Annotated in this window: 21 protein-coding genes; 8 read left to right on the top strand and 13 right to left on the bottom strand. The window is 66.7% G+C overall.

Translation table 11 applies throughout. The features are described from left to right. Window positions 1–89 precede the first annotated feature (89 nt). The 4 genes from ACL02S_RS02725 to ACL02S_RS02710 are packed head-to-tail and all read left to right on the top strand — an operon-like array spanning window position 90 to window position 3,544. Window positions 90–1,373, top strand: a complete 1,284-nt coding sequence (locus tag ACL02S_RS02725; RefSeq protein ID WP_412800642.1) for a lipopolysaccharide biosynthesis protein — start codon at window positions 90–92, stop codon at window positions 1,371–1,373. Window positions 1,374–1,384: 11 nt separating this feature from the next. Further along, a complete protein-coding gene (locus ACL02S_RS02720) occupies window positions 1,385–1,537 on the top strand; it encodes a hypothetical protein (protein WP_412800641.1) in 153 nt (50 codons plus the stop codon). Beyond that, complete coding sequence (locus ACL02S_RS02715; protein WP_412800640.1) at window positions 1,521–2,525, top strand: glycosyltransferase family 2 protein; 1,005 nt, start codon at window positions 1,521–1,523, stop codon at window positions 2,523–2,525. Before ACL02S_RS02720 ends, ACL02S_RS02715 begins: the two co-directional genes overlap by 17 nt. Continuing rightward, the gene (locus tag ACL02S_RS02710) at window positions 2,522–3,544 is read left to right on the top strand and encodes an alpha/beta hydrolase (RefSeq protein ID WP_412800639.1); all 1,023 of its coding nucleotides are present in this window, start codon (window positions 2,522–2,524) and stop codon (window positions 3,542–3,544) included. The genes ACL02S_RS02715 and ACL02S_RS02710 overlap by 4 nt, the downstream gene beginning before the upstream one ends. Window positions 3,545–3,569: 25 nt before the next feature. Here the strand turns inward: ACL02S_RS02710 and ACL02S_RS02705 are convergent, their stop codons facing one another. The 10 genes from ACL02S_RS02705 to ACL02S_RS02660 all read right to left on the bottom strand — a co-directional run bounded on the left by ACL02S_RS02705 (window position 3,570) and on the right by ACL02S_RS02660 (window position 15,264). Continuing rightward, window positions 3,570–4,214, bottom strand: a complete 645-nt coding sequence (locus ACL02S_RS02705) for an MspA family porin (protein ID WP_412800638.1) — start codon at window positions 4,212–4,214, stop codon at window positions 3,570–3,572. Between the two features lie 355 nt (window positions 4,215–4,569). Next, window positions 4,570–5,421: a glycoside hydrolase family 16 protein gene (locus ACL02S_RS02700; protein ID WP_412800637.1), complete on the bottom strand. Its 852-nt coding sequence runs from the start codon at window positions 5,419–5,421 to the stop codon at window positions 4,570–4,572. Beyond that, window positions 5,418–5,633, bottom strand: a complete 216-nt coding sequence (locus tag ACL02S_RS02695) for a hypothetical protein (protein WP_412800636.1) — start codon at window positions 5,631–5,633, stop codon at window positions 5,418–5,420. Before ACL02S_RS02695 ends, ACL02S_RS02700 begins: the two co-directional genes overlap by 4 nt. Before the next feature lie 6 nt (window positions 5,634–5,639). Further along, the gene (locus tag ACL02S_RS02690; protein WP_412800635.1) at window positions 5,640–7,796 is read right to left on the bottom strand and encodes a hypothetical protein; all 2,157 of its coding nucleotides are present in this window, start codon (window positions 7,794–7,796) and stop codon (window positions 5,640–5,642) included. A 17-nt stretch (window positions 7,797–7,813) separates the two neighbouring features. Further along, the gene (locus ACL02S_RS02685; RefSeq protein WP_412800634.1) at window positions 7,814–10,075 is read right to left on the bottom strand and encodes a glycosyltransferase family 2 protein; all 2,262 of its coding nucleotides are present in this window, start codon (window positions 10,073–10,075) and stop codon (window positions 7,814–7,816) included. After that, on the bottom strand, window positions 10,072–10,998 hold the full coding sequence (locus ACL02S_RS02680; RefSeq protein ID WP_412800633.1) for a glycosyltransferase family 2 protein: 927 nt from the start codon (window positions 10,996–10,998) through the stop codon (window positions 10,072–10,074). Before ACL02S_RS02680 ends, ACL02S_RS02685 begins: the two co-directional genes overlap by 4 nt. Window positions 10,999–11,113: 115 nt before the next feature. Then, a complete protein-coding gene (locus ACL02S_RS02675) occupies window positions 11,114–11,992 on the bottom strand; it encodes an ABC transporter ATP-binding protein (protein WP_412800632.1) in 879 nt (292 codons plus the stop codon). Next, window positions 11,989–13,023, bottom strand: coding sequence for a FecCD family ABC transporter permease (locus tag ACL02S_RS02670; protein ID WP_412800631.1), 1,035 nt, complete (start codon window positions 13,021–13,023; stop codon window positions 11,989–11,991). Before ACL02S_RS02670 ends, ACL02S_RS02675 begins: the two co-directional genes overlap by 4 nt. A 19-nt stretch (window positions 13,024–13,042) precedes the next feature. Next, window positions 13,043–14,134, bottom strand: coding sequence for an ABC transporter substrate-binding protein (locus ACL02S_RS02665; protein WP_412801082.1), 1,092 nt, complete (start codon window positions 14,132–14,134; stop codon window positions 13,043–13,045). Between the two features lie 104 nt (window positions 14,135–14,238). After that, window positions 14,239–15,264, bottom strand: a complete 1,026-nt coding sequence (locus tag ACL02S_RS02660) for a COG1470 family protein (RefSeq protein WP_412800630.1) — start codon at window positions 15,262–15,264, stop codon at window positions 14,239–14,241. 134 nt (window positions 15,265–15,398) lie between these two features. On the opposite strand from ACL02S_RS02660, the gene ACL02S_RS02655 reads away from it, so the two are divergent. The 3 genes from ACL02S_RS02655 (at window position 15,399) to nhaA (ending at window position 18,930) form a co-directional block, all read left to right on the top strand. Beyond that, the gene (locus ACL02S_RS02655; RefSeq protein WP_412800629.1) at window positions 15,399–16,004 is read left to right on the top strand and encodes a hypothetical protein; all 606 of its coding nucleotides are present in this window, start codon (window positions 15,399–15,401) and stop codon (window positions 16,002–16,004) included. A 303-nt stretch (window positions 16,005–16,307) separates the two neighbouring features. Then, complete coding sequence (locus ACL02S_RS02650) at window positions 16,308–16,925, top strand: sigma-70 family RNA polymerase sigma factor (RefSeq protein ID WP_412801081.1); 618 nt, start codon at window positions 16,308–16,310, stop codon at window positions 16,923–16,925. Window positions 16,926–17,610: 685 nt separating this feature from the next. Next, the gene (nhaA, locus tag ACL02S_RS02645) at window positions 17,611–18,930 is read left to right on the top strand and encodes a Na+/H+ antiporter NhaA (RefSeq protein WP_412800628.1); all 1,320 of its coding nucleotides are present in this window, start codon (window positions 17,611–17,613) and stop codon (window positions 18,928–18,930) included. A gap of 40 nt (window positions 18,931–18,970) precedes the next feature. Here nhaA and ACL02S_RS02640 read toward each other — a convergent pair whose 3' ends face one another. Further along, window positions 18,971–19,873, bottom strand: coding sequence for an alpha/beta fold hydrolase (locus tag ACL02S_RS02640; protein WP_412800627.1), 903 nt, complete (start codon window positions 19,871–19,873; stop codon window positions 18,971–18,973). Window positions 19,874–19,981: 108 nt separating this feature from the next. Continuing rightward, a complete protein-coding gene (locus ACL02S_RS02635) occupies window positions 19,982–20,551 on the bottom strand; it encodes a TetR/AcrR family transcriptional regulator (RefSeq protein WP_412800626.1) in 570 nt (189 codons plus the stop codon). Between the two features lie 416 nt (window positions 20,552–20,967). On the opposite strand from ACL02S_RS02635, the gene fadD11 reads away from it, so the two are divergent. Continuing rightward, the gene (fadD11, locus tag ACL02S_RS02630) at window positions 20,968–22,779 is read left to right on the top strand and encodes a fatty acid--CoA ligase FadD11 (protein ID WP_412800625.1); all 1,812 of its coding nucleotides are present in this window, start codon (window positions 20,968–20,970) and stop codon (window positions 22,777–22,779) included. A gap of 84 nt (window positions 22,780–22,863) precedes the next feature. On the opposite strand, the gene mshC is transcribed toward fadD11, so the two are convergent. Next, entirely contained in the window at window positions 22,864–24,102 is a 1,239-nt protein-coding gene (gene mshC / locus ACL02S_RS02625) for a cysteine--1-D-myo-inosityl 2-amino-2-deoxy-alpha-D-glucopyranoside ligase (RefSeq protein ID WP_412800624.1), read from the bottom strand. Between the last annotated feature and the right edge of the window lie 70 nt (window positions 24,103–24,172).

Here is a 24,172-nt window from a genome sequence, read left to right as displayed (position 1 = left end):
GCTGCGCCCCGGCCGATTCCGGTCATCTCCCCTGCCACCAGCCGCACGATTCAGCGGTTTCGGCCGCTCAGCTCGAGAGCGAATTCCTGGTGAGCCACATCGATTCCGGCGAGGTCGGTGCCGAGCGGCGTTTTGTCGCCGACTCCGGTGCGCTGATGATCGCGGCCGTCGTCAACGGCGGGCTCGGTCTGGTGTTCTGGGCCGTCGCTGCGCGCACGCTGCCGGTGCAGGCAGTGGGCCGGTCCAGCACTGTGATCATGGCGGCGACAACGATCGGGGCTGTGTCCAATCTGAGCATGGGACCGTTTTTCGAGCGTTTCCTGCCTATTGCGGGTGCGGTGGCCCGCCCGGTGATCTTCCGTACGCATCTGGCTGTCGCCGGTGTCGCCGTTGTGCTCGCCGCCGCCTATGTGGCCGTGGCCCCACGCCATGAACTGTTCGGCAGTTCGGTGGACATCGCGGTATTCATGATCAGCACGGTCGTCGTCGGTGCGTTCGCACTGCAGGATTCGGTGCTCATCGGGTTGCTGCGCGGCCGGTGGGCGGCGCTCAAGAATGTCTTCCACGCGGTGGGCAAACTCATCCTTCTGGTGGTGTTCGCGTGCTGGTACACCGGTTCGACCGCGGTGCTGTTCGCTTGGACCGTGCCCGCCGCGGTCTCGGTGGTCGTTGCGCAGGTGGTGATCGCGACCGGCGGTGGTGGGCTCGATCGTTTGTTCGCCCGCACCGCCTGCGCGGTGCCGCCTTTGGCGAGGCTGGTGGGTGAGTGTGTCTCCCTCTATGGCATCGTGCTGGTGAACGCGGTGCTGCCGGTGTCGATCCCGCTGTTGGTGGTGCATATTCTCGGTGTTGTCGACGCCGCCTATTTCGGTGTGGCGTGGACATTGGTCGCTGGAACGACACTCGTCCTGTCGATCATCAGTGGTCCGTTCGTCGCGCGGGCGGCGGCACGTCCGGAGGAACTGCCTGCGTTGGTGCGTAGCCAGGCCCGGCTGCTGCTGTTCGTCGCGACGGCGGCGACTATCGTGCTCGGTGTTGTCGCGCCGATCGCGCTGGAACTGCTCGGCGCGGATTATGCCGAGAACGCGCGGCCGCTGCTGATGGCGATGGCCTGCGCGCAAATCCTCTCGGTACCGGGTTATGTGTTCGGTGGTCTGGTGCGGGTGCGGCGCACACTGGGTTATGCCCTGTGCGTCCAGATCGGGATGGTGGCGGGGGTGCTCACCCTGACCTGGTTGCTGTTGCCGAGGTTCGGTATCACCGCGGTCGGTATCGCGTACCTGGTGATGGAATTCGTCATGATCCTGGCCGTCGCGCAGCCGATCCGGCGGATGCTCACCGAGATCGGTGCCGCCGGGCGGGTACCGGCATGAGGAATCCGCGGATGACCGCCGCCTCAGCGGACCGGCCCGACTTGCAGTTGGTCACCGGCACCGGTCGGCACGCCGTGCGCCGTGCGCCGTGCTTGGAGACCACCCGCTATCCGACGGCCACAGTATTGCGATTGCGGCAGGTGCTCGATGCCAACCCGAGATGACCTGCCCACACCAGGTGGCCCGGTACGCACCTGCGGTGTCGAGGTGATCATTCCGGTGTTCGATGCCGCCGAATATGTACTCGATTGTGTGGCCTCGCTGGCTCGTCTCACACTGCGCCCGGAGCGGGTGATCGTCGTCGACGACTGTTCCACCGATGGCAGTGGCCGGTTGGCCGCCGCAGCGCTCACCGCCGCTGGAATACCGGTGACGGTGATCGAATCGGATTCCCGTGGCGGGCCGGGCATGGCCCGCAATCGAGGACTGGCCGCCGCGACCGCTGCCCTGGTCTGGTTTGTCGATGCCGACGACGTTGTCGCGCCGGAGGCGCTGCGTATCCTGCTCGAGGCACTGGGGGAACACGATTTCGCGGTCTGCCGTACCACCGTCATCGATGAATCCGGGACGATGATCGGTATCGATGAGCCGCTGCCACCGTACCCGGTGGTCTCCGGCATCGAGTACGGGCGCATGTTGTTGCACGGCACAGCACGTGCTTATGCGCCGACGAAGCTGTTCCGTCGTGCGCTGCTGCCTGCCGATCCGTGGGACGAGGTCCGTCGTTATGAGGATATGGCGGCCATGGTCGCGCTCGCGGTGCGCGCGCGGTCGGTCGCGTTGGTGCCCGATGCGCCCTACCGCTATCGCAGGCATGATCGGTCGGCCTCGCGATCGTTCGATCCGGTGTCGTTCGAGCTACTGGAACTGCCTGCCAGGGCGCTGTCGCGGATGACGGCGGCCGGTGCGGTGGTCGGTACCGCCGAAGCGGCCGAATTCACGTTGCGTGAGGCGGTGTTTCCGCTCGCGCATCTGGCGATGCGGGCCGAGGCCGGTCCGCGATCGCGGCAGGCGGTGTATGCCGCGCGGCGGCGTATCCGGTTCGCCGACCTCGCCGCGTTGGCAGGTGCGGGCCGGATACGCCCGGTCGCGGCAGCGATCCTGCTGCTGTTTTTCCCCCGTTGGTACGCAAGGATTCTGAGGAACCGATGAACATCAGGCAACGTCACGCTACCGACATCGTCGTCATGGACGCTTGGCGGGAGATTCTCGGTATCGACGATATCGACCCGCACGACACGTTCACCGCGCTCGGCGGGACCTCACTGCAGATCGTGGAGTTGCGGGAGCTGCTGACCCAACGGTTCGGGCTGCGGCTGAGCGTCGCCGACCTCGCCGCCGCACCCACTGTCGCGGAACTCGGTGCCCGGCTGGAGAGTGCCGGTCGCCGCGAGTTCACGGCCGGTTCGGTGGCGGTGACACGTGTCGGCCGGGCGGCGGGGCTGCCTCCGCAACCCGGTGCGCCGCAGATCAACGTCTTCTGTCTGCCGGGGTCAGGAGGCAGCTCGTGGTCGTTCGTGCCGTTGGCTGATCATCTGCCCGCCCAGGTGGCGGTACATGCCATCTGTCAGCGTGGACTCGAACACCGTGGGGTGCCGCATTTCCGGATGCGGTCGCTGACCGGTTATGTCGCGCGGGCGATCCGATCGGTGCAACCACACGGACCCTATGTGCTGCTGGGGCATTCGATGGGTGCGGTTGCCGCACTGGAGGTCGCGCACCGGCTGCGCGGCGACGGCGCCGATATCGCCCTGGTCGTGCTGTTGGACGCGCCGCTACCGGCGGCCACCGCGCGCAGGCTCGGTGAGCCGGTGCACGCACCGGGTGGCGCGGCCGGTGCGGGCGGGCATACGCTCGCCGAGCGCGCCGGTCTCTATGGTGCGATGCTCACCGCGGGAGTGGTGCGGCGACCGATCGGCAGACAGCAGCAGGTGTTCTACGAGATCGGGTTACGGGTGCAGAACCGGCATCGGATGCGGCCGAGGGAATGCCCGGTGCTCGCGGTGGTCACCGAACATACCGCCCATCATGTGCCTGGATGGCGGCGTGTGCTTGGCGATGTCCCGACTTACGTGGTCGACGGCGGGCATATGGATGTGGTGCGGGAGGGGCCGCTGCTACGGGGGGCGGCCACCCGGATCGGTGCGGAGATCCTGCGGCGGTGCGGCTGATCGCGCACCGCCGCGGTGAGCCGGGTCAGATCTCCCAGACCCGGCCCAGTGTCGTGACTATGTCACCGGAATCGCTGACCACGGTCACATACGGTTGTACGGTGGCTGTGCCGATGATGCCGGTGACGGTGCCGAGGAAGTTCACGATCTGGATATGTCCGGCGGTGCCGGTGATTTTGCCGCTGGCGACCTCCACCTGCCGTACCCCGGGACCGAAACCGGCTTCGATTTCACTGGTCACGGTGGGAACGAGGCTGATGCTGAGGCCGAGTCCGAGGCCGCTGGAGTCGATGTCGAGATCGAGCGATGGGCTGGTGTAGCCGACTCGGATCCTGCCGCCGAAGGTCGCCGGGTATCCGAGGAGGTAGCCGATCTTGATGGTCCCGGTGAACTCCTCGGCCTTGTCGCCGGTCACGGTGAATTCGGCTGTGCCGTCGTACAGCCATTGGCGGGTCAACGGATTGCGATCCAGTGGCGGCACTCCACGGATGACGGTGTCGGCTTGGATCGCGCTGATCGTCCGCTGCTTGGCGTCGACCACGATATCGGTGCTGTCGACGGCCGCGGCCGCCATACCACCGCCGAGAGTGCACGCCACGGTGGTGGCGAGCCCGAGGATCGCCAGTTTGGCGTGTCTTCCGGTGCCCAGATGCGAGAGGACTGTCTTCAATTCTTTCCTTTTCCATTTTCGTATCGCCGATCCCGACATCGGCGTGGCAGATCATCGGCCGGCTGCGGGTGGTCTCGGTCGGTGTGGTGTGCAGCGGGCCCGGCAGTGCGGCTGCCGCGGGATGGCCGCGGCGGCTGCTGTTCACCGGATTTCGGCGGTGGCCGAATGACAGGGCGGCCGGCGCACCCGCGGCGAACAGTTCCGGGCAGTGAGACTGCCGGATCGGTGCGGTCGATTCCACTCGGAGCGGGAGACCGGGAAAGTCTTTTGTGGCGAAAGCCATTGTCATTCGGGTGAACTGGGTTCGCGGGTGCAGCCGGTGTAGGGGCATATCAGCTGGTGCGGGGCGCTTCGCTCATCGTCCTTGCTCCGCGATCGTGACCGGTTCGTACACACTCACCCAATCGATCTGGATTTCGGTCAGCGCGGGTGTCCCTGCCCATGGGCACGGTGGGGCTCCCTCGGCCAGCGCCTTCCGGCAGCCGTCCGCTTGCGCTTGGATGCCGAGCCACATCGGCACCGACGGCACCCGCGTACCGGTCTCGGTTCCCCATACCCGGCCGTCGATGGTGTAGCGGATTTCGCCAGGCAGCCATTCGACACCGAGGGTGTGCCACTGGGTGAAGTCGCCGTCGAGCACCTGCTCGGATTTGTCGGCCTTGCCTGCCCGGTCGGTCCAGTGCAGAAAGGCGTCGAGGTAATCGCGTGACCCGCCGAAGTTCTCGGCGAAATCGATCTCCGGTGGCCACACTTCGTTCTGTGGCCAGAGCAACAGGTGATAGGTGACCTCGTCGCTGGCGTCGGCACGAACCCGGACCTCCCATTTGCCGTATTGCTGAGGGTGCGGCCACATACCAACACCGCCGGTCACCATCCGGCCGTATTCGTGATAGCCCTGCAGCACCAGCATGCCGTCCCGCACGATGGTGTGTGAGGGCAGCCAGAAGCTTTCCGGGTCGCCACTAGGGACACCGCTGTACCGGCCCCAATCCGTTTCGGCGAGATCCGTGCCGGTGAAGTCGTCGACGAATACCTGCCGCCAGCCGTCCAGATCCCCGCGTGGGGCCGCGATACCGGACGGTAGGGCGGCGCTGCTGTGCCCGCCCGCGCCGCCGGTGATCGCGAGCACCAGCAGGCATACTCCGGCCGAGACGGCGATCGACCAGGCCACCGGCCCCCGGATACGCGCCCTCGCCGCCATGTTCATGTCAGCACACCCATCCGGACCGCGGTGGCGCTGAGGCCGAGGACAATAGCGGCGAATACGATGCCGTGGATCACCGGACGCGAGGTCGCCAGCCGATCAGTACTCCCCCGCACGGACACCCCCCACTCCCGTAAGCAAGTGGACACTACCAGAAAACCCAGCGCCACAGCGAACATCACCGCCCCACCCGGACCGATGACGAAATCCCACATCGACGATCACCCCTGTTCCTTGCGTGCCAGCACGAGTGCGTGCCGGGTTCGTTCGACAATCTGATAGCGGCCCTGATCGACCAGTTGATCGGCGAAGTCGTAGAGCCAGCCGGGTGGCGCCGCCCTTCGCAGTTCCAGGTCGGCCTGCTGGCTGGTGCTGATCAGGATGTAGTCGGCGCCGAAGGCGTCGACACATTCGACGGTCCACGCATTGCAGGTGCTGCTCTGTGGTCGCACCACGGTGGTGAGCCGCCCCAGTTTGAGTACGCCTTCGCTGCCCGACGGCAGTAGTGTCGTGCCGTCGGGCACTGTGGTCAGCAGTGCGCGCGCGGCACCGACGAGATCGGCCGGGTTGCGTTCGAATGCGGTGTTGAGCCCGCGGGTGGTCATTCCGAGCATCGCGGCCGACCACACCGCGGCAGTGAGCACCAACACCGGCGCCGCGGGCGAGCGGCCGAGGACCCGGATATGGCCGAGAATCCAGCGGTAGAGCCGGAACAAGCACACCGCGGCCAGCGGCGCCATCACCGGCAGCGCGTAGAAGAAGCAGCGCAGCACGATCTCACCGCCGTAACTCTGGCCGATGATCAGGGTGAACGGGGCCACCAGCAGTACACCTACCGCGAGCGCGGATCTGTTGCGCCGATAGCACAGCCAGCCGATGCCCGCCAGCACAGCCAACCCGCCACTCCAGGCGATTCGCACCAGTTGCATACGCTGGTATTGCTGCGCGCCGCTGAAGCGATCACCGAGCCCGGTTTGCAGCGAGCCGGTGACCTTACCGAAATCGCCGAGAAGTACCTGCAGGTGACCGGTCCAGTAATCCGGTGCGCCGTAACTCAGCCAGACGACGAACACGATACCGATCGCCACGGGCAGGCAGCGTTGCCGCAACGAACCAACCACCGCCAACAGGGTCACGGTGATGATCGTGAGCACCGGGGTGAGCTGGTGGCTGACCACCATCGCCGTCGCGATGAACAACAGCAGCGACTCCAGCAGCAGCGCTTGCCGCCTGCCGATATGTGGCGGCAGGCCGGGCAGCCGGATCAGCATGGTCGAGGCACGGTGGGCGAGACCACCCTCTAGCGGAGGAAACGGCGCCGCCCGCAGCCACCACAGCAGGGTCGCCACGATACTCAGATGCATGACGAACGCGATGGCCTGCGGTGAGAAATAATCCTGCTGGAACCAATTGCCGCACACATAGATCGCCATGCTCACCCAAGCGAGCCTGGTGCCGCCGGTGATGAGCCTGGCGATGATGAACACCGGCAGCGCCACGAACGCGGTCAGCACGGCGGGCGCCCACAGCAGCAGCGGGCCTGCATCGGCCAGCCCGGTCAGCTCGACCAGCACCGCAGCGGCATCGAAGAACCCCGACCAGCTGAACCGTGCGTCCACGCTCGGCGGCAACCGGTGCGCGGTGCCGATGTAGTCGATGAACCCCACATGCACGAACCCCGTGCCGACCACCGGGTTGCCGTCGCTGATCGCGACCAGTTGATAGAGCAGGCACACCAGTATCGCGAGCGCGGCGAACGCGACCGGCTGGTCCAGCCGCCTGCGCCCGACGGCGATCCCGAAGGCCGAACCCACCGCACCCAACGCGAGCGGCAACCGCCAGGTGACGACCCCGATCAAGCCGTAGGCGCCCGTGGCGTCGAGATCGATCACCCGCGTCTCCCACCAGCCGAGCGTCACGGCCCCGCACAGCAGTGCCGCGGCCACACCCCGAGGCCGGTCCCACCGGTATCGTGCCCGGCGCAGGCGGGTGGTGAGCGGAACCGATGCCGCGGGCGCGGCACCCGTGCGCACGGAGAACGCGGCGGCGGCCACCGACACGGTCGTGACCGCGGCGGCGCAGGGCACCGGCGCCCACCAGCCTGCCGTCACCTGCCACAGCGAGATCAACAGCCAGGTCGCCCACGATGCGCTGATGCCGAGCATGAGCGCGATCGCCCGGTTCGGTAGCCGCAGCAACGCCACCAACGGAATACCCGGTGTGCTGGACATCATCGCCACCACCACCGCCATCCGCACGAGACCGCCACCGAGGTCGGTGGCTGCCGCGAATGTCGCCGCCCCGGCGATCCCGGCGCACGCCAGGACGAGCCCACAAGGCAGTGCGGGCGACCGAGAGAGCAGTGCGGTCCTGCTCACGGGGTGCACGCTCACCGTCATGCCCGCCCCAGCCGGGTCCGGTGCGCCCGCCGGTGACTGCGCAGCAGATGCAGCGGTCCCGCGGCATACCCGGCCAGCTCGATCCAGGTGAGCGAGCGCGGGTAATCGGCAGTCTTGCCCGCGTTCTTCTCCGACGCCGGATCCAGCAACAGGCGCATACCACCCGGTAGCACCCGCAGTGTGGCGCGGAACCCGGTTGATGTGCTGGTGGCGTAGCGGAGCACCCCTGCGCACATACCGACGCCGTAGTCGTACATCTGCCTGCGCAACTGTGCGACGGTGGCGCGATGATAGTGGCGCACGATCGCCGCGGGCTGGTAGACCAGCGCCCTGCCGTCGAGGATCACCCGACGGAACATGTCCAGATCCTCACCGCCACGCGCCGGGCTCCCGGTGCCGAGCACGGTGTCGAACCCCCCTGCGGCCAGCAGCCAGTCCCGCCGCAGCGCCATGTTGTTACCCGACCCGAACTCGCTGCCCGCGACGGGAAACGCCGGGCCACGCCGGCCGGCCACCGCATACGGTTCGTATCGCCGCAGCCGCCGCAGCAGGTCCACGGACGCTGCGGGTTCCCACACCATCGGGACGTAACCGCGTTCGAATCCACTGCTCTGTTCGAACCAGCGGTGCGTGGCCAGCCCGAGATCGGCGGGCACCACCAAACCGGTCACACACCCGATCTCGGCGTGGGTATCCGCGTCGAAGACCTCGCTCAACCGTGCCAGCCAGTCCGGTTCGGCCGCGACATCATCATCGGTGAACGCGACCACGGTCGATGTGGCGGCGGCGACCCCGGTATTGCGGGCCCAGGAGACCCCGCGCCGAGGCTCCGCGACGATACGCAGCCTCGGGTCGTCGAATTCCGCGAGCGCCCGCACGGTGCAGCCCGAAGCCGGGGCGTTGTCGACGACGATCACCTCACGGGCCGGACGGATCTGTCCGTGCAATACCGCGGCTACGGCGGTGGCGAGAGTCTCGGCGCGACCGAGGGTGCACAGCACCACCGAGACCGAGGTCCCGCCGGGTGGCCAGCTCGCTGCCGGTAGCGCGGGCTCTGGCAGGGCGTCCCGGAAACGCGTTGCCGCCGAAACCATTTGTTCGACCAGGTCGTGGCCGGGTCGTACGGTCAGCTCGGTCTGGCCGACAGGACGGTGATCCACCCGTACCAATACATGGGCCTGTTCCACACCGTGGGTGGTATCGGCCGGTATGCCCGATACCGGTGCCGCGGGGACCTCCCCCACCTCGACACACCACACCGGTGCGCGGTCGCGGTCCGTGACCGTCGATGTCGATGCGGTGGTGCGGCCGGGACCGCGGCGCACGCACCCGAACAGCCAGCCGACGACTGCCGCGCTCAGCCCGAGCGCCGTCCAGCCGATGCGGCTCGGTGCGGCACGATCCCCGCTGGTCCAGGCGATCAACTCCCGACCGACCGCACGTGGGAGCGTGATCAGCGCGTGGTCCGCCTCGGCCGAGAGGGCCCCGGTCGTGCCTGTCATCCGCATCAGGGTGGCTTTGGAGCGACCCTCGGCGAAGCATCGGCGCAGCAGGTAGCGGCCGGTGCAGCGGTCGGCCTCGACGTGATGGTGCACCGGTGCGCCGGGAATACGGCGGATGCTGCCGTGTGGCGCCGCCGCCCGCATCCTGATCGCCAGGTCGGTCTCCTCGCATCCGCTCGGGGTACCGCCGCGGCGGCCGAGTTCCTGGCGGAATCCGCCGACCCGCCGCAGGGCTGATCGGCGCAGCGCCATGTTCGCCCCGATCGGGTTACGGATCTCGGTGCCGAACATGGCGATTCCCGCATAGTCACAGCCGATCACCCAGTCGAATTCCGGCGGAAACCAGGAGGGGCGAGCACCCGGATCCGGCCATACGGCAACCACTTCCCCACCGGCGGCGAGCAGGTTCGTGTCGGTGAACGCCGCCCGCAGGGTGGACAACCACCCAGGCTGGGGTACCGCGTCGTCATCGACGAACAGCACGATATCGGCGTCCACCATCTCGGTGCCGGTGTTCCTGGCACCCGACAGTCCCCGTTCATGACGGTTGGCGACGACGAGCACCGAATCGAAGGCGGCGAACGCCGATGCGCACCGGCGGCGCAGCGACTCGTTGTGGTCGACGACGAGCACCACTGTCGCCTCGGCGGCACGCGCTTGGGCGGCTGCTTCGGATACACACGCGGACAACAGCTGCCACCGTCGCTCGGTATAGCAGCAGATCACCACTGCGACCATCGGCTCGGGGCCGTTCATTCCCCGGCCTTGTCGGCCGCCAGGGCTTCGGCGGCGGCCGGGCGGTGTGGCGCGGGCATAGGGCATTCGGCGAGCGGATGCCCCGTTTCCGCAATGCTGGAAGCGAAATATCTTGCCGCGGGAGATAATCGGATGCTGCGATCACGGGAGCGCCACTCGTGCACCAAGGTGCGCAGCACCCGGCGGCCGTCGCGCCACGCGTGCAGATTGCTCGGTCCGTGTAACCGGTGTCGCTCCTGGCTGGGGACCTCACGGATCACCAGCCCCGCCGCCGCGGCGCGGCAGGTGATCACGGTTTCGATCTCGAACCCGTCACCCCAGCGGAACACCCCGTCGGCCGGTCGCTGGTCGGGCAGTTCCAGCAATGGCAGCACATCGCGCCAGAAAGCGTTGTAGCCGTAGCACAAATCGGTGAAATGCATACCGAACAGCTGGTTGGCCACCGCGGTGAGACCGTGGTTTCCCGCCCGCCGCAGCGCGGTGATGTCCACACTGCCGCCACCGGCCGCGAAGCGGGTCCCTTTGGCGAAATCGGCCCCGGCCATCAAGGTGGCGACGAACGCGTCGATCTCACGTGCGTCCGCGGACCCGTCGGCGTCGAACATCACGATGACATCCCCGGTGGCCGCGGCGAATCCGCAGCTGAGCGCGTTCCCCTTACCCCACCTGGTCTGCCGCAATCGGATCGCGTCGGCACGCAGCTCGGCCACCACAGCCATCGAATCGTCGACCGAACCGCCGTCGACGACGATCACCTCGTAATCGCGTGGGATGGTCGGCAACACCTGCCGAAGATTGCGTGCCTCGTTGAGCACCGGGACGACAACCGAGATCCTCGGCCCGTCACGATGCGCCGAGCGGTCGCCGTCCTCCGTGCGCAGGCCGCGGTTACGTCCGCGATACCAGTTGCCGCCAGTGGGCATGATCCGTCCTCGTGTCCGGCCGGCTTCCCTACACCGGCTCACCGGACAAGTCGGACAGGTGGTGGTTCTGGTTCCCGGTCCGGCTCGCACTATGCGACAGATCACGTTCAGGTGATCAACCGGTGACAGCTTTTGTCACGCTTCCGCTTTCGGTGGGAGAGCTGTCGGTGGGCAGACCCGTCACCAGGTGTGGGCGACCGGTGATCGGGTTGTCGATGATCTGTGCGGACACCCCGAAGACTTCCCGTAACAACTCGGCGGTGATGATGTCGGTAGGCTCACCCGCTGCCACTACTCGCCCCGCCCGCAGGACGATCACCTGATCCGCGTACGCCAGGGCTTGGCCGAGGTCGTGTATCGCCAGCACGATCGTTGTGCCGAGTTCACGCAGCAGCTGCAGCAGTGTCAGCTGAGCGTGGATGTCGAGATGGTTGGTGGGCTCGTCGAGCAGGATCACCGGCGCCTGCTGCGTCAACGCGCGAGCCAGCAGGACACGTTGCCGTTCGCCGCCGGACAGCCCGGCGAAACGGCGGTCGGCGAACGATTCCACTCCTACCCGCCGCATGGCGGCCAGCGCGATATCACGATCGTGGCGCGACTCGGGCTGAAAGTACTTCTTATGCGGTGAGCGTCCCATCGCGACGATCTCACCGACGGTGAAATCCGCTGCCTCGCCGTGATGTTGGGTGACCACCGCGCGCATTCTCGCCATCTGTTTCACCGAGGTTCGCCACACATCACATCCATCGATGTAGGCCGCGCCCGCGCTCGGCTTACCCGCCCGGTATATCGATCGCAGCAGGGTGGATTTCCCTGAACCGTTCGGGCCGACGATCGCGGTGATCCGGCCCGGCGCGGCGGTCAGATCGATGGCGTCGACGATGATCGCGCCATCGATCTCCACCCGCAGACCGACGACTTCTACGGCTGCGCCGGTCGGCGCCGCGCCCGCAGGCATGCTGCCCGCTGATATGTTGCCCGCCGGGGTGCTCATACGGTGCCCCCGGACCGGCTGCGTTTGAGCAACCACAGGAAGAAGGGGCCGCCGAGTGCGGCGGTGAAGATGGTCAACGGGTACTCGTTCGGGATATCGATCGCGCGTGCCGCCACATCGATCAGGACGAGGAAGCTCGCGCCGAACACCGCCGCCGCGGGCAGCAGCCTGCGATAGTCGGAGCCCGCCGCGAACCGGGCCAGATGGGGAATGATCAGGCCGACGAAGCCGACACCGCCTGCGATGCTCACCGAGAGCCCGGTGAGCATCGCGACGATCACGATGAGCTGCACCCGCAACCGGTTCACCTCGACACCCAGCGCCACCGCGTCGTCATCGCCCATGGACAGCGCGTTGAGCCCACGCCCCTGCGACAGCAGCCACCCCAGGCAGGCGGCGACCAGCACCGCGGGCAGCGCCAGCGCACCGAGCTCGGCGCCGGCGACACTGCCCATCATCCAGAACAGGATGCCGCGGACCTCGGCCGGTTCGGAACGTAACTGGATCAGACTCGTCGCCGCCGTCGCGACCTGGCCGACCGCGACACCGGCGAGCACGATACGCGGACCGGTGAACTGGCCGTTGTGGTGGGCGAAAAGCAGAACGAGCAGCAACGCCGCCATAGCCCCCGCGAACCCGGCGACCGGGACACCGAGATCGCGGATCCACAGCGCCGACACCGAGGACATCACCGCGACGGCGGCCAGCGCCGCTCCCGAGGAGACACCGAGCACGAACGGATCGGCCAACGGGTTACGAACCATCCCTTGCAGCACCGCGCCCGCGACCGACAGCGCCGCGCCGACGAGGACCGCCGCGAGCACCCGAGGCACCCGCAGCTGCCAGACGATCATCCCGTGCAACGCGTCCGGTGCGGGCCCGATCCCGAATCCGTTGAACCGCACCGCCGCCCACACCTCGGCGACCGGAACCGTCACCGACCCGAGCGATACCCCCGCCAGGCATGCGAGCACCAGAGCCGACACACCGGCCCAGAACACCACACCAGGAGCGAAACGGCCCGATCCCACCCAGCCTGCGCGTTCCCGGTCAGAAGACGGTGGGATGGGCGACCCTGGCGATCTTCTCGATCGCAGCAGCGTTCGCGGGCCCGAGATAGATGCCATCGGAAACCTTCACATAGGTGTTGTTCTTCGCGGCGTTCCACTGCGGGTACGCGGCGAAGAGTTTCGCGGCCTCGGCGTCGAGATCCTCGCCGGGGCGATACGCGCCGAGGATGAGCACGTCCACCTGCGCGGCGGCCAACTGTTCGGCGCTGAGATTGCCGGTGAGCTCCCAGTCACCGTCCGGGAAACTCGGCTCACCGCCCGCGGCCCGCACCACCGAGTCGTAGATCGTTCCGGACAGGACCGCGGGCAGTCCGTTCGCGTTCATCACGCTCATATCGGGAAACGCGATGAGCATCCGTTTCGGCTCCTGCCCCGCAACCTGCTGCCGCACCAGCTCGATCCGCTCCCGCAGTTCGTTCACCACTGTGGTTGCCTGATCCGGCACACCGAAGACCTCACCGATCAGCTCGACAAAAGCCAGCGAGGACTCGGTGGACCCGGTGCGGTAGGTCTGCTCCTCCGCGGCCGTGACATTCCTCGGTTTGCCGTAGGCGCAGTTGACCGGATTCACCAGGGTCCGGATCCCGGCCTGATGCAACATCTCTCGGTCGGCGAACCCGTATTTCGGGTCGAATCCACCCGACCATGTGGAGACCACCAGATCAGGGCGCAATGCCAGTATCTGTTCGGCGGGCACGTCGGCGGCGGCATTGAGGACCAATCCGCCCTTGGGCAGTGCGTCGACCTGCTCCGCCATGCCAGGGATATCGGAAACCCCGTAATACTGAGTGTTGGCCACGATCGTTTCCCCGAGCCCGAGCGTGAGGAACGTCTCGACCTCACCGACCGAAGCTCCCTGCAGGATCAGCACCCGTTCCGGTGGACGGTCGAAAGTCTGCTGGTAGCCGCAATTGTCCACCGCGACCGGATATCCGGTCGCGGTGGCCGGTCCGGTGGTGAGGTTCTCCTCGACCGGCGGGGACCCGCAGGCACCGAGCAGTCCGGGGCCCGCGATCAGCAGCCCGCACAGGGCTGTCCGGGAAAAGCCTGTCCAGGAAAAGCTTCGGATCATCACGCCGTGCACTCGTCCTCTGCGATATCGACTACCGCGGACCGTGATCCGGCCCGCCGCACAGATAGTCGCCCGGCCCACTCGCCCAGTTCCCGTGGTATAGCTCACATCGGATTCGGCCCGTCCGGTGGCGCCGCGACCGCGCGCCGCCGATACCGGTTGTGGCGTACGACAGCGGCGACGAACAGCACCGTCCCCACCAGCACAGCCAGCACCATCTGCGCGAACGGCAACGCCCACAGCGTTTCCGCGCGCAGCACTTCCGGCCGATCGAGCGATACGGTCGCACCGTCGCTATCGGGGGGCAGGAAAGCGATCTGGGTATCGAAACGCACACCCGGCCACACCTCGGGCAGCCGTACGATCCCCGAATACGACGCGCCCGGTACCAGAACAACCATGGGCAGGGCAGTCGGATCGGGGAGCACCCACCTGCGGTACAGCCCCTCCAGACCGGCGAGGAAATACCCGGACATCGTCACACTGCCGGTATTGGTGACAGTGAACCCGATCTCGGCCGAACCGGGCTCGAACGGGTTCAGGTTCGGTTCGTACACGCCGGTCATGCTGGTGATCTCGACCGCGGGTCGTAGTGCTCCCGCGATCCGCAACGGCACCGGCCGCCAGGTATCCACCACCCCGGCAGGCCGGTCGGCAGGGTCGCGCACCGCGCCGAGAGCCAGCGGATGATCGCCAGGTGCGGCGTCCACGGCGGCCGATACGGTGAACGGCACCCATTCCGAGGCGCCTGCCGCGACGATCACCTCGGTGTGTTCGACCGTGAGCGCACCGGCTCCGGACGGCTCCGGTGACCAGGCCATCGCTCCGTCGGCTCCGGTCCCGGTCCGGCCGGTCCGCAGCTGCGCTACGACCGGTCGCGCGCATCCGTTGACGAGCTCGACCACCCCGGACACCCGCTCTCCGGGCCACAACTCCGAGCGCACCTGCGCATACGAGGGATCACGCAACGACAGACACGGATACGACTCCTCGGCAGGCTGGGGACGAGCGGGAGCGGTGCTGCCGAGCGCACCGCAGCCGACCAGCGTCGCCATGAGCACGGCACAGGATCGCGCCGTGCGGCGATTCGGGTGCATGGCCTCCAGCATGGCGTCCGGCGCGCCGATCACTCAACCTCGCAAACCGTTCGGCTCGGACGGGAACCACGCACCGGGCCACCGCGACCAATCAGGTATGCCGGGCCCGGGTACATCCAGCCCTGATCATCGCCCGACCCGAGATGGATGCGACGATGGACGGCGCTATGAGACCGCCACACACCTCACCGACCCTCCGGCTGTGCCGGGCGATGGTCTTCGCGGTGATCTGTGTGTTGCTGTCGGCGACCGGGCACGCCGCCACCTCAGGGCATCCGATGTCGTTGTCGACAGTGTCGCTGGCTTTCGCGGCGGTTACGGGCGTGACCTGGGCGGTTGCCGATCGCCAGCGTGGCCTGTACGCGATTACCGGCGGATTGCTCGCCGCACAAGGTTTGCTGCACCTCTGGTTCGGTGTCGCACCGGTCCCCGGTGGACACGGCGGCGCGCATGGCACGGCCGCCGACCGCTTGGCCGAATCGCAATCGATGGCGATGCTAGGGGCGCACTGTCTGGCCGGACTGGTCTGCGGCATATGGCTGTGGCACGGGGAACGCACCGCGTTCTCCCTCGTCCAGTCGTTGTATGCGCGGATGGTGCTGCCACTTCTGCTCTTACTGGCGCGCCCGATCCACACACCTCCGGCTGTCACACCGATGTCCGGGTGCCCGACCGTACGCGTGCGGCCGATGCGGATGCTCCGCCACACCGTGGCACGGCGTGGTCCCCCGGCCGGTTCGATCTTGTTCGAAGAGTCCGCCGCGACACCGTGACCCGCTGATTCCCGCTGCGCCGGGAACAGCCTTCGGCATCGGTGCGCGCGATGGACGCCGTCCGCACCGTAGGTCGCTGCCGGTGGGGACGTTGTTCCACGGCCAGGAGCTACGCAGTGCGACTGCGGCGTACCCCGGCCCCGACACGACACCGATGCCGCTGTGCGTGCGTCCTGAACCGGAGATCCCGATATGAATCCCGACCCCAACTGGTGTCCCACTGTGCTGCGGCGACGCAGCAGATCCCACTGCCGGGCCACCGCAGGCTCGACACTGTCCCCCATCGACACCACATCGACGACGATGTCGTCCGATGAGCAACTGACCGCGCTGGCCCTAGCCGCTGGCGCGGGTGATCGCGCAGCGCTGGAAGAATTCATCCGCACCACACAGACCGATGTATGGCGATTCGTCGCCCATCTGGCGGACGTGCAGTCCGCCGATGACCTGACCCAGGAAACCTATCTCCGTGCGATGGGCAGCCTCCCGCGTTTCGCCGGTCGATCGACCGCGCGCACCTGGTTGCTGTCGATCGCCCGCCGGGCAGTGATCGATCGGTTGCGCAGCGCCGCGGCCCGCCCACGCACTGCCGACACCACTGACTGGGAAACCGCGCTGGAAGGTCATCGCGATCGGCACCACAGCGATGTCGGCGAGGAGATGGTAGTCGCCGACCTGCTGCGGCATCTGCCCGAGGAACGTCGGGAAGCTTTCGTGCTCACCCAGATCCTCGGGCTGTCCTATGTCGAGGCCGCGCAGGCGGCCGACTGCCCGGTCGGCACTATCCGATCCCGGGTCGCGCGAGCGCGTGAAGCACTCGTCGAACTATGGCAAGGCATCGACATGGAGTACTCCGTGATCTGTACCTTCCCTCCCGATCGGCCCGCTGTGCTACACGCTTCGATCGCCGGCGCTCGGTAACCGGGGACCTGATCCGGCCCGGTGACCACCGGCAGCGGCCACCGGGCCGGATCCCTCGACTCGATAAGAGCTGTATTCGATGCGGGTCACAACTGAATGGGCACGAACTCATATGTGATACACGACAACTATGCCGCTATCGGATCGTCGCTATCCATAGCCGAAAGGTATGTATGGATGGCAGGGATCCGATCCGTTGACGCGACGGAAGGCGGCAGTGGCGGTGGTGGAAGTTGCAATCCAGCGGGCTATGCGGCATCTTTGCGAGTGGAGTGCCGGGAAGTCTGGTCGGCAGCCCGGCCCGAACAGGGTCGGTTCGGTTCGACGACAGGTGACATCGTGCTGATACGACGTCTCCGCCCGGACCTCGGCGACGGTGTGGCACTCCTTCATCGACGCACGGTCGGTGTGCGGTGTTCACGACCATACGCCGTGCCCGGTTCGTTTCCGTGGCCCGGGCAACCAGGCGAGCGATCGCGCGGGGATCCGCTCACGTGACCTCGATGATCGACCACTCGATGCGTGGCGTCTCATTCGTCCGGCGAACATTCGATATCCCGCCGCCGGATATGAGGCCTCGCCGCTGGTTGTGGTGAGTCTCGGGGAACCGCAGGCTACCGAGCACCCGCCCACACCGTCTGCTGGGCACGTACGCACCGACCTCGACAAGGCAGGACCACATCCGATGAGTAGGCCCCAGCCCCGCCTCCGATTGTTCGCCCCTGGTTCGTGGCCCGAAGCGCAACGCATCACCACGCTCCTGCGTACCGAGACCGCGGGTGGTCTCTTGCTGATCGTCGCCGCGGCGATCGGTCTGATCTGGGCGAATACGCCGTGGTCTGAGTGGTATGAATCCCTCCGCGATTTTCGTGTCGGGCCGGAAGCCTTACATCTGAATCTGACATTGCACGCCTGGGCGACCGACGGACTGTTGGCAGTCTTCTTCTTCGTGGTCGGGCTGGAGCTCAAACGCGAATTCGTGGCCGGAGACCTGCGCGACCCCCGGCGAGCGATGCTGCCGGTGGTGGCCGCGGTGGGCGGAATGGTCGGGCCCGCGCTGGTCTTCCTGGCGATCAACGCCGGTAACGGTGACGCGACGACAGGCTGGGCGATTCCGACTGCCACCGATATCGCCTTCGCCCTGGCCGTACTGGCGGTGCTGAGTACCCATCTGCCGACGGCGTTGCGCACCTTCCTGCTCACTCTCGCCGTGGTGGACGATCTGCTCGCGGTGACAGTGATCGCCGTGTTCTACACCGATGATCTGAACTTGCTCTGGCTGGGCCTCGCGATGCTCCCGCTGGCGCTGTTCGCGCTGGTGGTGCAACGCGGGAACGTCTCGGTCTGGCTGCTGCTGCCCTTGGCGATGATCGTCTGGTGGATGGTGCATCAATCGGGGGTGCACGCCACCGTTGCCGGCGTCCTGCTCGGGTTCACCGTCCCGGTGTTGTCCAGGGCTAAGGCGGCTACCGGCAAAGAGGCGACCGAGGAGAATGCGTCGTCGCCGGGGATGGCCGAGCAATTCGAGCATCTCCTGCGTCCGCTCTCGGCCGGGGTGGCGGTACCGGTGTTCGCGTTCTTCGCCGCCGGCGTCACGATCGGTGGGCTGTCCGGTCTCGTCGATTCGTTGTCCGACCGGATCACTCTCGGCATCATCACCGGGCTCGTCGTCGGCAAAGTGCTCGGCATCACCCTCACCACCTTCGCGACCGCGCGGTTCACCCGTGCCGAACTCGACGACGACCTCGCCTGGGTCGATGTCATCGGGGTGGCTTTACTGGGCGGAATCGGGTTCACCGTCTCACTGCTCATCGGTGAGCTCGCCTTCGACGACCCCACCAAGGCCGACCACGTCCGGATCGGCGTATTGTTCGGCACCCTCCTGGCCACAGTGCTGGCGGCGATCGTGCTACGGCTGCGTAACCGCACCTATCGCCGGATCGCCGAGCGTGAGGTCTGCGATGACGACCACGACGGTATCCCCGACATCTACCAGCAGCGATAGCGCATCCCACCCGCAATCGGGTGCACACCGGCCTGCCGCGTCAAGGGGTCGATTCGTGCACCCGTTTGTCATGGAATTCCAGAAGTGCCGCTAGGGTCTGCTCAGGCGCTTCCAGCTGGGGATAGTGGCCGACGTTCGGCAGCTCCACCACATCCGGGTCGGGGATCAGTTCGCGATAGCGGCGGGCCATATGCCCCCCGGAGACCGGGTCGAGCACTCCGTCGACGAACCGGATCGGGACCTTGGCCTGCTGTAATGCGCCCACCCAGCGCTGCCGCTGCTTGCGACGCTCGGCCAGATAACTGATCAGTTTGTGGCCGTTGCGCTTACCGTGCTTACTGCACCACAGCAGCCAGAACTGGTGGAGTTCGGCCTCGGTGGGTTTGCTGTCGGGACCGAACACCGCGGCCAGGCTGTGGTGGAAGGTGCGTTCGTTGCCGAGCACCCCGACCAATGGTCCGAGCGGACCGGCCAGCAGCCGTTGCACCGGTCGCGGGCGATGCGCCTCGGGAAACAGGCCCCCGTTGAGCAGGCATACCGATTCGAGCACCAGCGATCGGTCGCCTGCCGCGCGACGTGCACTGGCACGTGCCAGCAGTTCCTGGGCAACGGTATCGCCGTAGTCGTGGGCAAGTATGTGGAACCGGTCGATGCCTTGTTCGCGCAGTAGGCTCTCGTGGATATCCGCCTGGTCGGTGATGCGATAGTCGTAGTGGCGTGGTTTCGCCGACCAGCCGAAGCCGATCATGTCCGGGGCGATCACCCTGGCGAAGCGCTCCCGCAGACCGGGCCAGATCCGATGCCAGTCCCAGGATGCGGTGGGAAACCCGTGTATGCACACCAGGACCTGGTCACCGCCGCCTGTGTCATCGCGCCAGAAGACTTGATGACCGCGATGCGTGAGGCGTCGCCCGTTGGCTCGCCACGTCGCGAATTCCTCCATGTCTACCTCCTTGTCATCGACAAGCATGGCGCGTGCGCGCGCTGCGCACAGCGGTTCGGCCGAGTGCCGATCGCGCAGTACTCACCGGTGTGGCCGGATCCGGACGAATTACTCGGCTGCCCCCGCGAGCGCGGTATCGGCATACGAGTAGATCAGCCGCGCGTATTCGGCAAGAAGCCCCTCCAGGGACAGTTCTTCGCCGCCCGCGGCGATCTGCTGATAGCCGACGAGCATCGCCATCCCCAGTGAGGTGACCGCGTCGGTGGTGGCATCGTCGGCGACGATGCCACTGATCGCCTTGCGCATGGTGCGCCTACGGGATTCGTCGACGCGTTTGAGGGCCAGGTTGACCGATTCGTCATTGGCCGCCCACGCGCGGATGGCTGCCTCCGCGGCATGGTGCAGGCCTTCGGCCAGGACGGACATGGTGCGGATATCGTCGTCCGGATTTCCCTGGTTGAACGGCAGCGTCGCGAGGATACGTACCTGGCGGTTCTCCCAATAGTCGAGCAAGGCATCGACGAAACCCTGCCAGCTGCCGAAATGATGGTAGAACGAACCACTGGTTACGCCGAGCCTGCGGCACAGTACACCGATGTTCAGGCCCTTGAAGCCGAATTCGGCAAGCACGAGCAAGCCGGTGTCGAAGTACTGCTCCTTGGTGACCACACGTGACATTCTCGGCGCCGTTCTCTTCGTTCGGGCAGGGGCGGGAGCGAACAGTACCGCATCGTAGTGCCGGGCGGACCGAGTCGTCGCAGACTCGACGACTGGATATCGGACACAGTGAGTAGCTGTTACCTGCGGAGATAATTACCGATACGGCAGGTGCTCTCCCCTGCGCCCTCCCCCGTGCCCACGTACGGCTTCGCGCTGGGTGGCTGCCGGACATCGACCCGGTCGCCGTCCTCCGCATGAGAGTGCTCCGGTCATCCGGAGTTCTTGTCCTACAGAATTTTTCGGAACAAAGAAGTATGCCGGCGGTGGTGCCGGCGCGGGGAGTTCTTCATCGGAAAGCGATCGAAAACGCCCCGCGCACTACGGCAGGACGCTTAGTGTCTGGGGAAGTCTGTGTACCGAACGAGAGTTGTGTGATGATCGAACCCAATACGTCCTGTGCCGCATTCCAACGTAGCGCGGCGATCGATCCGGACGCTGTGGCGGTCCGGACTGTCGGGGGCGAGCAGACGCTCACGTGGCGGCAGTACGCCGAGCAGGTTCGTGCGATCACGGCCGGGCTGTCCGCACTCGGTATCGGTCGTGGTGACACCGTGGCGTTGATGATGGGCAACCGGGTGGAGTTCTATCCGATCGAAGTCGGCGCACAGCACACCGGCGCGACCTCGTTCTCGGTGTACAACACTCTCGCGCCCGAGCAACTGAGCTACATTTTCCGCAATGCGGGCAACCGGGTGGTGTTCTGTGAGGAGCAGTATGTCGAGCGCATCCGGCGTTCCGGTGCGCCGATCGAGACCATCGTCTGCATCGATGGCGCTCCGGACGGCACCATCGGGCTCGATGAGCTGAAGGCCATGGGGCGCCCCGATTTCGACTTCGAGGCGACCTGGCGGGCAGTGCGGCCCGAGGACGTCCTCACTCTCGTCTACACCTCGGGCACCACCGGAGACCCCAAAGGTGTCGAGGTGACGCACGCCAATCTGTTGGCCGAAACGCGGGCGATATGCGCGGTGCTCCCGGTCGAGTTCGGCGACCGGCAGACTTCTTTCCTGCCGTCGGCGCATATCGCCGACCGGGTCTGTTCGCTGTATCTGCACGAGATGTACGGTGTGCAGCTCACCGTGGTGCCCGACCGTGCGTTGCTGCCCGCCGCGCTGGTCGATGTGCACCCGACGATCTGGGGCGCGGTGCCCCGGGTATGGGAGAAACTGAAAGCGGCTATCGAGTATTCCGTCGCCAACGAGCCCGACGAGGCCACCCGCACTGCCCTGGAATGGGCACTCGGCGTGGCGGCGCGCAAAGCGGACGCGCAACTGCGAGGTGAGCCGATCGATGAGCAGCTGGCCGCCGAATGGGCGAAGGCCGATGAGCGGGTGCTTTCGGCATTGCGCGCGAAAATCGGTTTGGACCAGTTGAAGTGGGCGATATCGGGTGCCGCGCCGATCCCGCCGCAGACGCTCGGATTCTTCTTCGGACTCGGCATCCCGATCTCGGAGATCTGGGGCATGTCCGAACTCACCTGTGTCGCGAGCGCCTGCTCGCCGGCCGAGGCCAGGTTGGGTTCGGTGGGCCGGATGCTGCCAGGAATGGAGTGGCGTATCGCCGAGGACGGTGAATTCCTGGTGCGGGGGCCACTGGTGATGAAGGGATATCGGAAGGAGCCGCAGAAAACCGCCGAGGCGCTCGACTCGGACGGCTGGTTGCACACCGGTGACATCTTGTCGGTCGACGACGACGGTTACCTGCGGGTGGTCGACCGCAAGAAAGAGCTGATCATCAACTCCGCGGGAAAGAACATGTCCCCGGCCAATATCGAGAACACGATCAAAGCCGCGACTCCGCTGATCGGCTCCATCGTCACGATCGGCGAAGCCCGCCCGTACAACACCGCCTTGATCGTCATCGATGCCGAAACGGCGGAGTTCTATGCCGCCAAGCGCGGTCTGCCGGACAATTCTGCCGCGACGCTGGCCGCCGATCCGGAAGTAGTGGCCGAAATCGCACACGGTGTGGCGGCGGGCAATGCGGCGCTGTCGCGGGTCGAACAGATCAAACGGTTCGCCATCCTGCCGACCTTCTGGGAACCCGGTGGTGACGAGGTGACCTTGACCATGAAGTTGCGTCGCAAGCCGATCTCGGCCAAATACGCCGAGCACATCGCCTCGCTCTACGCCGATGACCTGCTCGAGGGCGTGTACGAACCGCAGCAACAACGGGCCGGCCTGTAGCCGGAACCACCCAGCTGTTGCTGGGTGCGCCCGTAGTCGCGGACTGTGCCGAGCCACCGACACGGTGGCTCGGCACAGTCCGTATCAGAGTTCGATGCCGAGCAGCGCGTCGACCGCGGCAGCGATCACCGCGGGGGCTTCGGCATCGGTGCCCCCGTAGTCGAGCGCTTGGCGCGCCCAATTGTCCACCGCGTCGAGTGCCTTGGGGGTGTCCAGATCGTCGGCCAAGTGCCTGCGCAACCGCGCGACCGTATCGGTGGCCGCTGGACCCGTCGCCGCTGTCGCGGCCGCGCGCCACCGTGCCAGCCGAGCGTGCGCCTGCTCCAGCAGGGCATCGGTCCACATCCGGTCCTGGCGGTAATGCCCGGCCAGCAGGCCGAGACGAATCGCGGCCGGGTCGACGCCGTCGCGGCGTAGCGCGGATACCAGTACCAGATTGCCCCTGGACTTGGACATCTTCTCCCCATCGAGCCCGATCATGCCGGTGTGCACGTAGTGCCGGGCGAAACGACGGCCGGCGATCAGCGACTCGGCATGTGCGGCGGAGTACTCGTGGTGCGGGTAGATCAGGTCGCTGCCGCCACCCTGGATATCGAATCCCGAGCCGATGCGGTTCAAGGCGATCGCCGAACACTCGATATGCCAGCCGGGCCTGCCCGCACCGAACGGCGCGGACCAGGACGGTTCGCCGGGGCGGGCCGCACGCCACAGCAGCGCGTCGATGGTGTCGCGTTTACCCGGTCGCTCCGGATCGCCACCGCGTTCGGCGAACAGCTGTTCCATGGTGGCCCGGTCGTAGCCGGATTCGTAGCCGAACTGCTCGGTGGCGTCGCTACGGAAATAGATATCGGGATACTCCGGATCCTCGACCGTGTAGGCCGCGCCGGAAACCAGTAACTTCTGCACGAATTCGACGACCTCGTCGACGGATTCGATCGCGCCGACGTAGTCGCGGGGCGACAGGATACGCAGCGCGGACATATCCGTACGGAACAGGTCGGTCTCCGCGGCGCCCAGTTCACGCCAGTCCACGCCGTCTCTGGCCGCGCGTTCGAACAGCGGGTCGTCGACATCGGTGACGTTCTGCACGTAGTGCACCTCGTGTCCCAGATCCCGCCAGATCCGGTTGACCAGGTCGAAAGTCAGGTAGGTCGCGGCATGTCCGAGATGCGTGGCGTCATAGGGGGTGATCCCGCAGACGTACATGGTGGCGGTCGCCCCGGCAGCCACCGGGCGCACCCGGCGGTCGGCGGTGTCGTACAACCGCAACGGCGGTCCTGTTCCGGGGACGGTCGGGAGGGCGGTATCGGACCAGGACTGCATGTCTACGAGGGTAAGGGTGTGCTGGAGATCATCCGCTCCCGGCCCCGTTCCGACCGTGGTGAGCTGTGTC

This window comes from Nocardia spongicola (assembly GCF_047200775.1).
GTDB lineage: Bacteria > Actinomycetota > Actinomycetes > Mycobacteriales > Mycobacteriaceae > Nocardia.
Note: the sequence above shows the minus strand (reverse complement) of the source record. Positions and strands in the feature narration are given on the sequence as shown.

Excerpts from the sequence above, each read along its gene's own strand:
- ACL02S_RS02635 (WP_412800626.1), bottom strand. The coding sequence starts at position 20,551 with ATGTCACGTGTGGTCACCAAGGAGCAGTACTTCGACACCGGCTTGCTC.
- ACL02S_RS02715 (WP_412800640.1), top strand. The coding sequence starts at position 1,521 with ATGCCAACCCGAGATGACCTGCCCACACCAGGTGGCCCGGTACGCACC.
- ACL02S_RS02710 (WP_412800639.1), top strand. The coding sequence starts at position 2,522 with ATGAACATCAGGCAACGTCACGCTACCGACATCGTCGTCATGGACGCT.
- ACL02S_RS02665 (WP_412801082.1), bottom strand. The coding sequence starts at position 14,134 with ATGATCCGAAGCTTTTCCTGGACAGGCTTTTCCCGGACAGCCCTGTGC.
- ACL02S_RS02675 (WP_412800632.1), bottom strand. The coding sequence starts at position 11,992 with ATGAGCACCCCGGCGGGCAACATATCAGCGGGCAGCATGCCTGCGGGC.
- ACL02S_RS02655 (WP_412800629.1), top strand. The coding sequence starts at position 15,399 with ATGAGACCGCCACACACCTCACCGACCCTCCGGCTGTGCCGGGCGATG.
- ACL02S_RS02680 (WP_412800633.1), bottom strand. The coding sequence starts at position 10,998 with ATGCCCACTGGCGGCAACTGGTATCGCGGACGTAACCGCGGCCTGCGC.
- fadD11 (WP_412800625.1), top strand. The coding sequence starts at position 20,968 with ATGATCGAACCCAATACGTCCTGTGCCGCATTCCAACGTAGCGCGGCG.
- ACL02S_RS02720 (WP_412800641.1), top strand. The coding sequence starts at position 1,385 with ATGACCGCCGCCTCAGCGGACCGGCCCGACTTGCAGTTGGTCACCGGC.
- nhaA (WP_412800628.1), top strand. The coding sequence starts at position 17,611 with ATGAGTAGGCCCCAGCCCCGCCTCCGATTGTTCGCCCCTGGTTCGTGG.
- ACL02S_RS02685 (WP_412800634.1), bottom strand. The coding sequence starts at position 10,075 with ATGAACGGCCCCGAGCCGATGGTCGCAGTGGTGATCTGCTGCTATACC.
- ACL02S_RS02700 (WP_412800637.1), bottom strand. The coding sequence starts at position 5,421 with ATGAACATGGCGGCGAGGGCGCGTATCCGGGGGCCGGTGGCCTGGTCG.
- ACL02S_RS02650 (WP_412801081.1), top strand. The coding sequence starts at position 16,308 with ATGTCGTCCGATGAGCAACTGACCGCGCTGGCCCTAGCCGCTGGCGCG.
- ACL02S_RS02640 (WP_412800627.1), bottom strand. The coding sequence starts at position 19,873 with ATGGAGGAATTCGCGACGTGGCGAGCCAACGGGCGACGCCTCACGCAT.
- mshC (WP_412800624.1), bottom strand. The coding sequence starts at position 24,102 with ATGCAGTCCTGGTCCGATACCGCCCTCCCGACCGTCCCCGGAACAGGA.
- ACL02S_RS02695 (WP_412800636.1), bottom strand. The coding sequence starts at position 5,633 with ATGTGGGATTTCGTCATCGGTCCGGGTGGGGCGGTGATGTTCGCTGTG.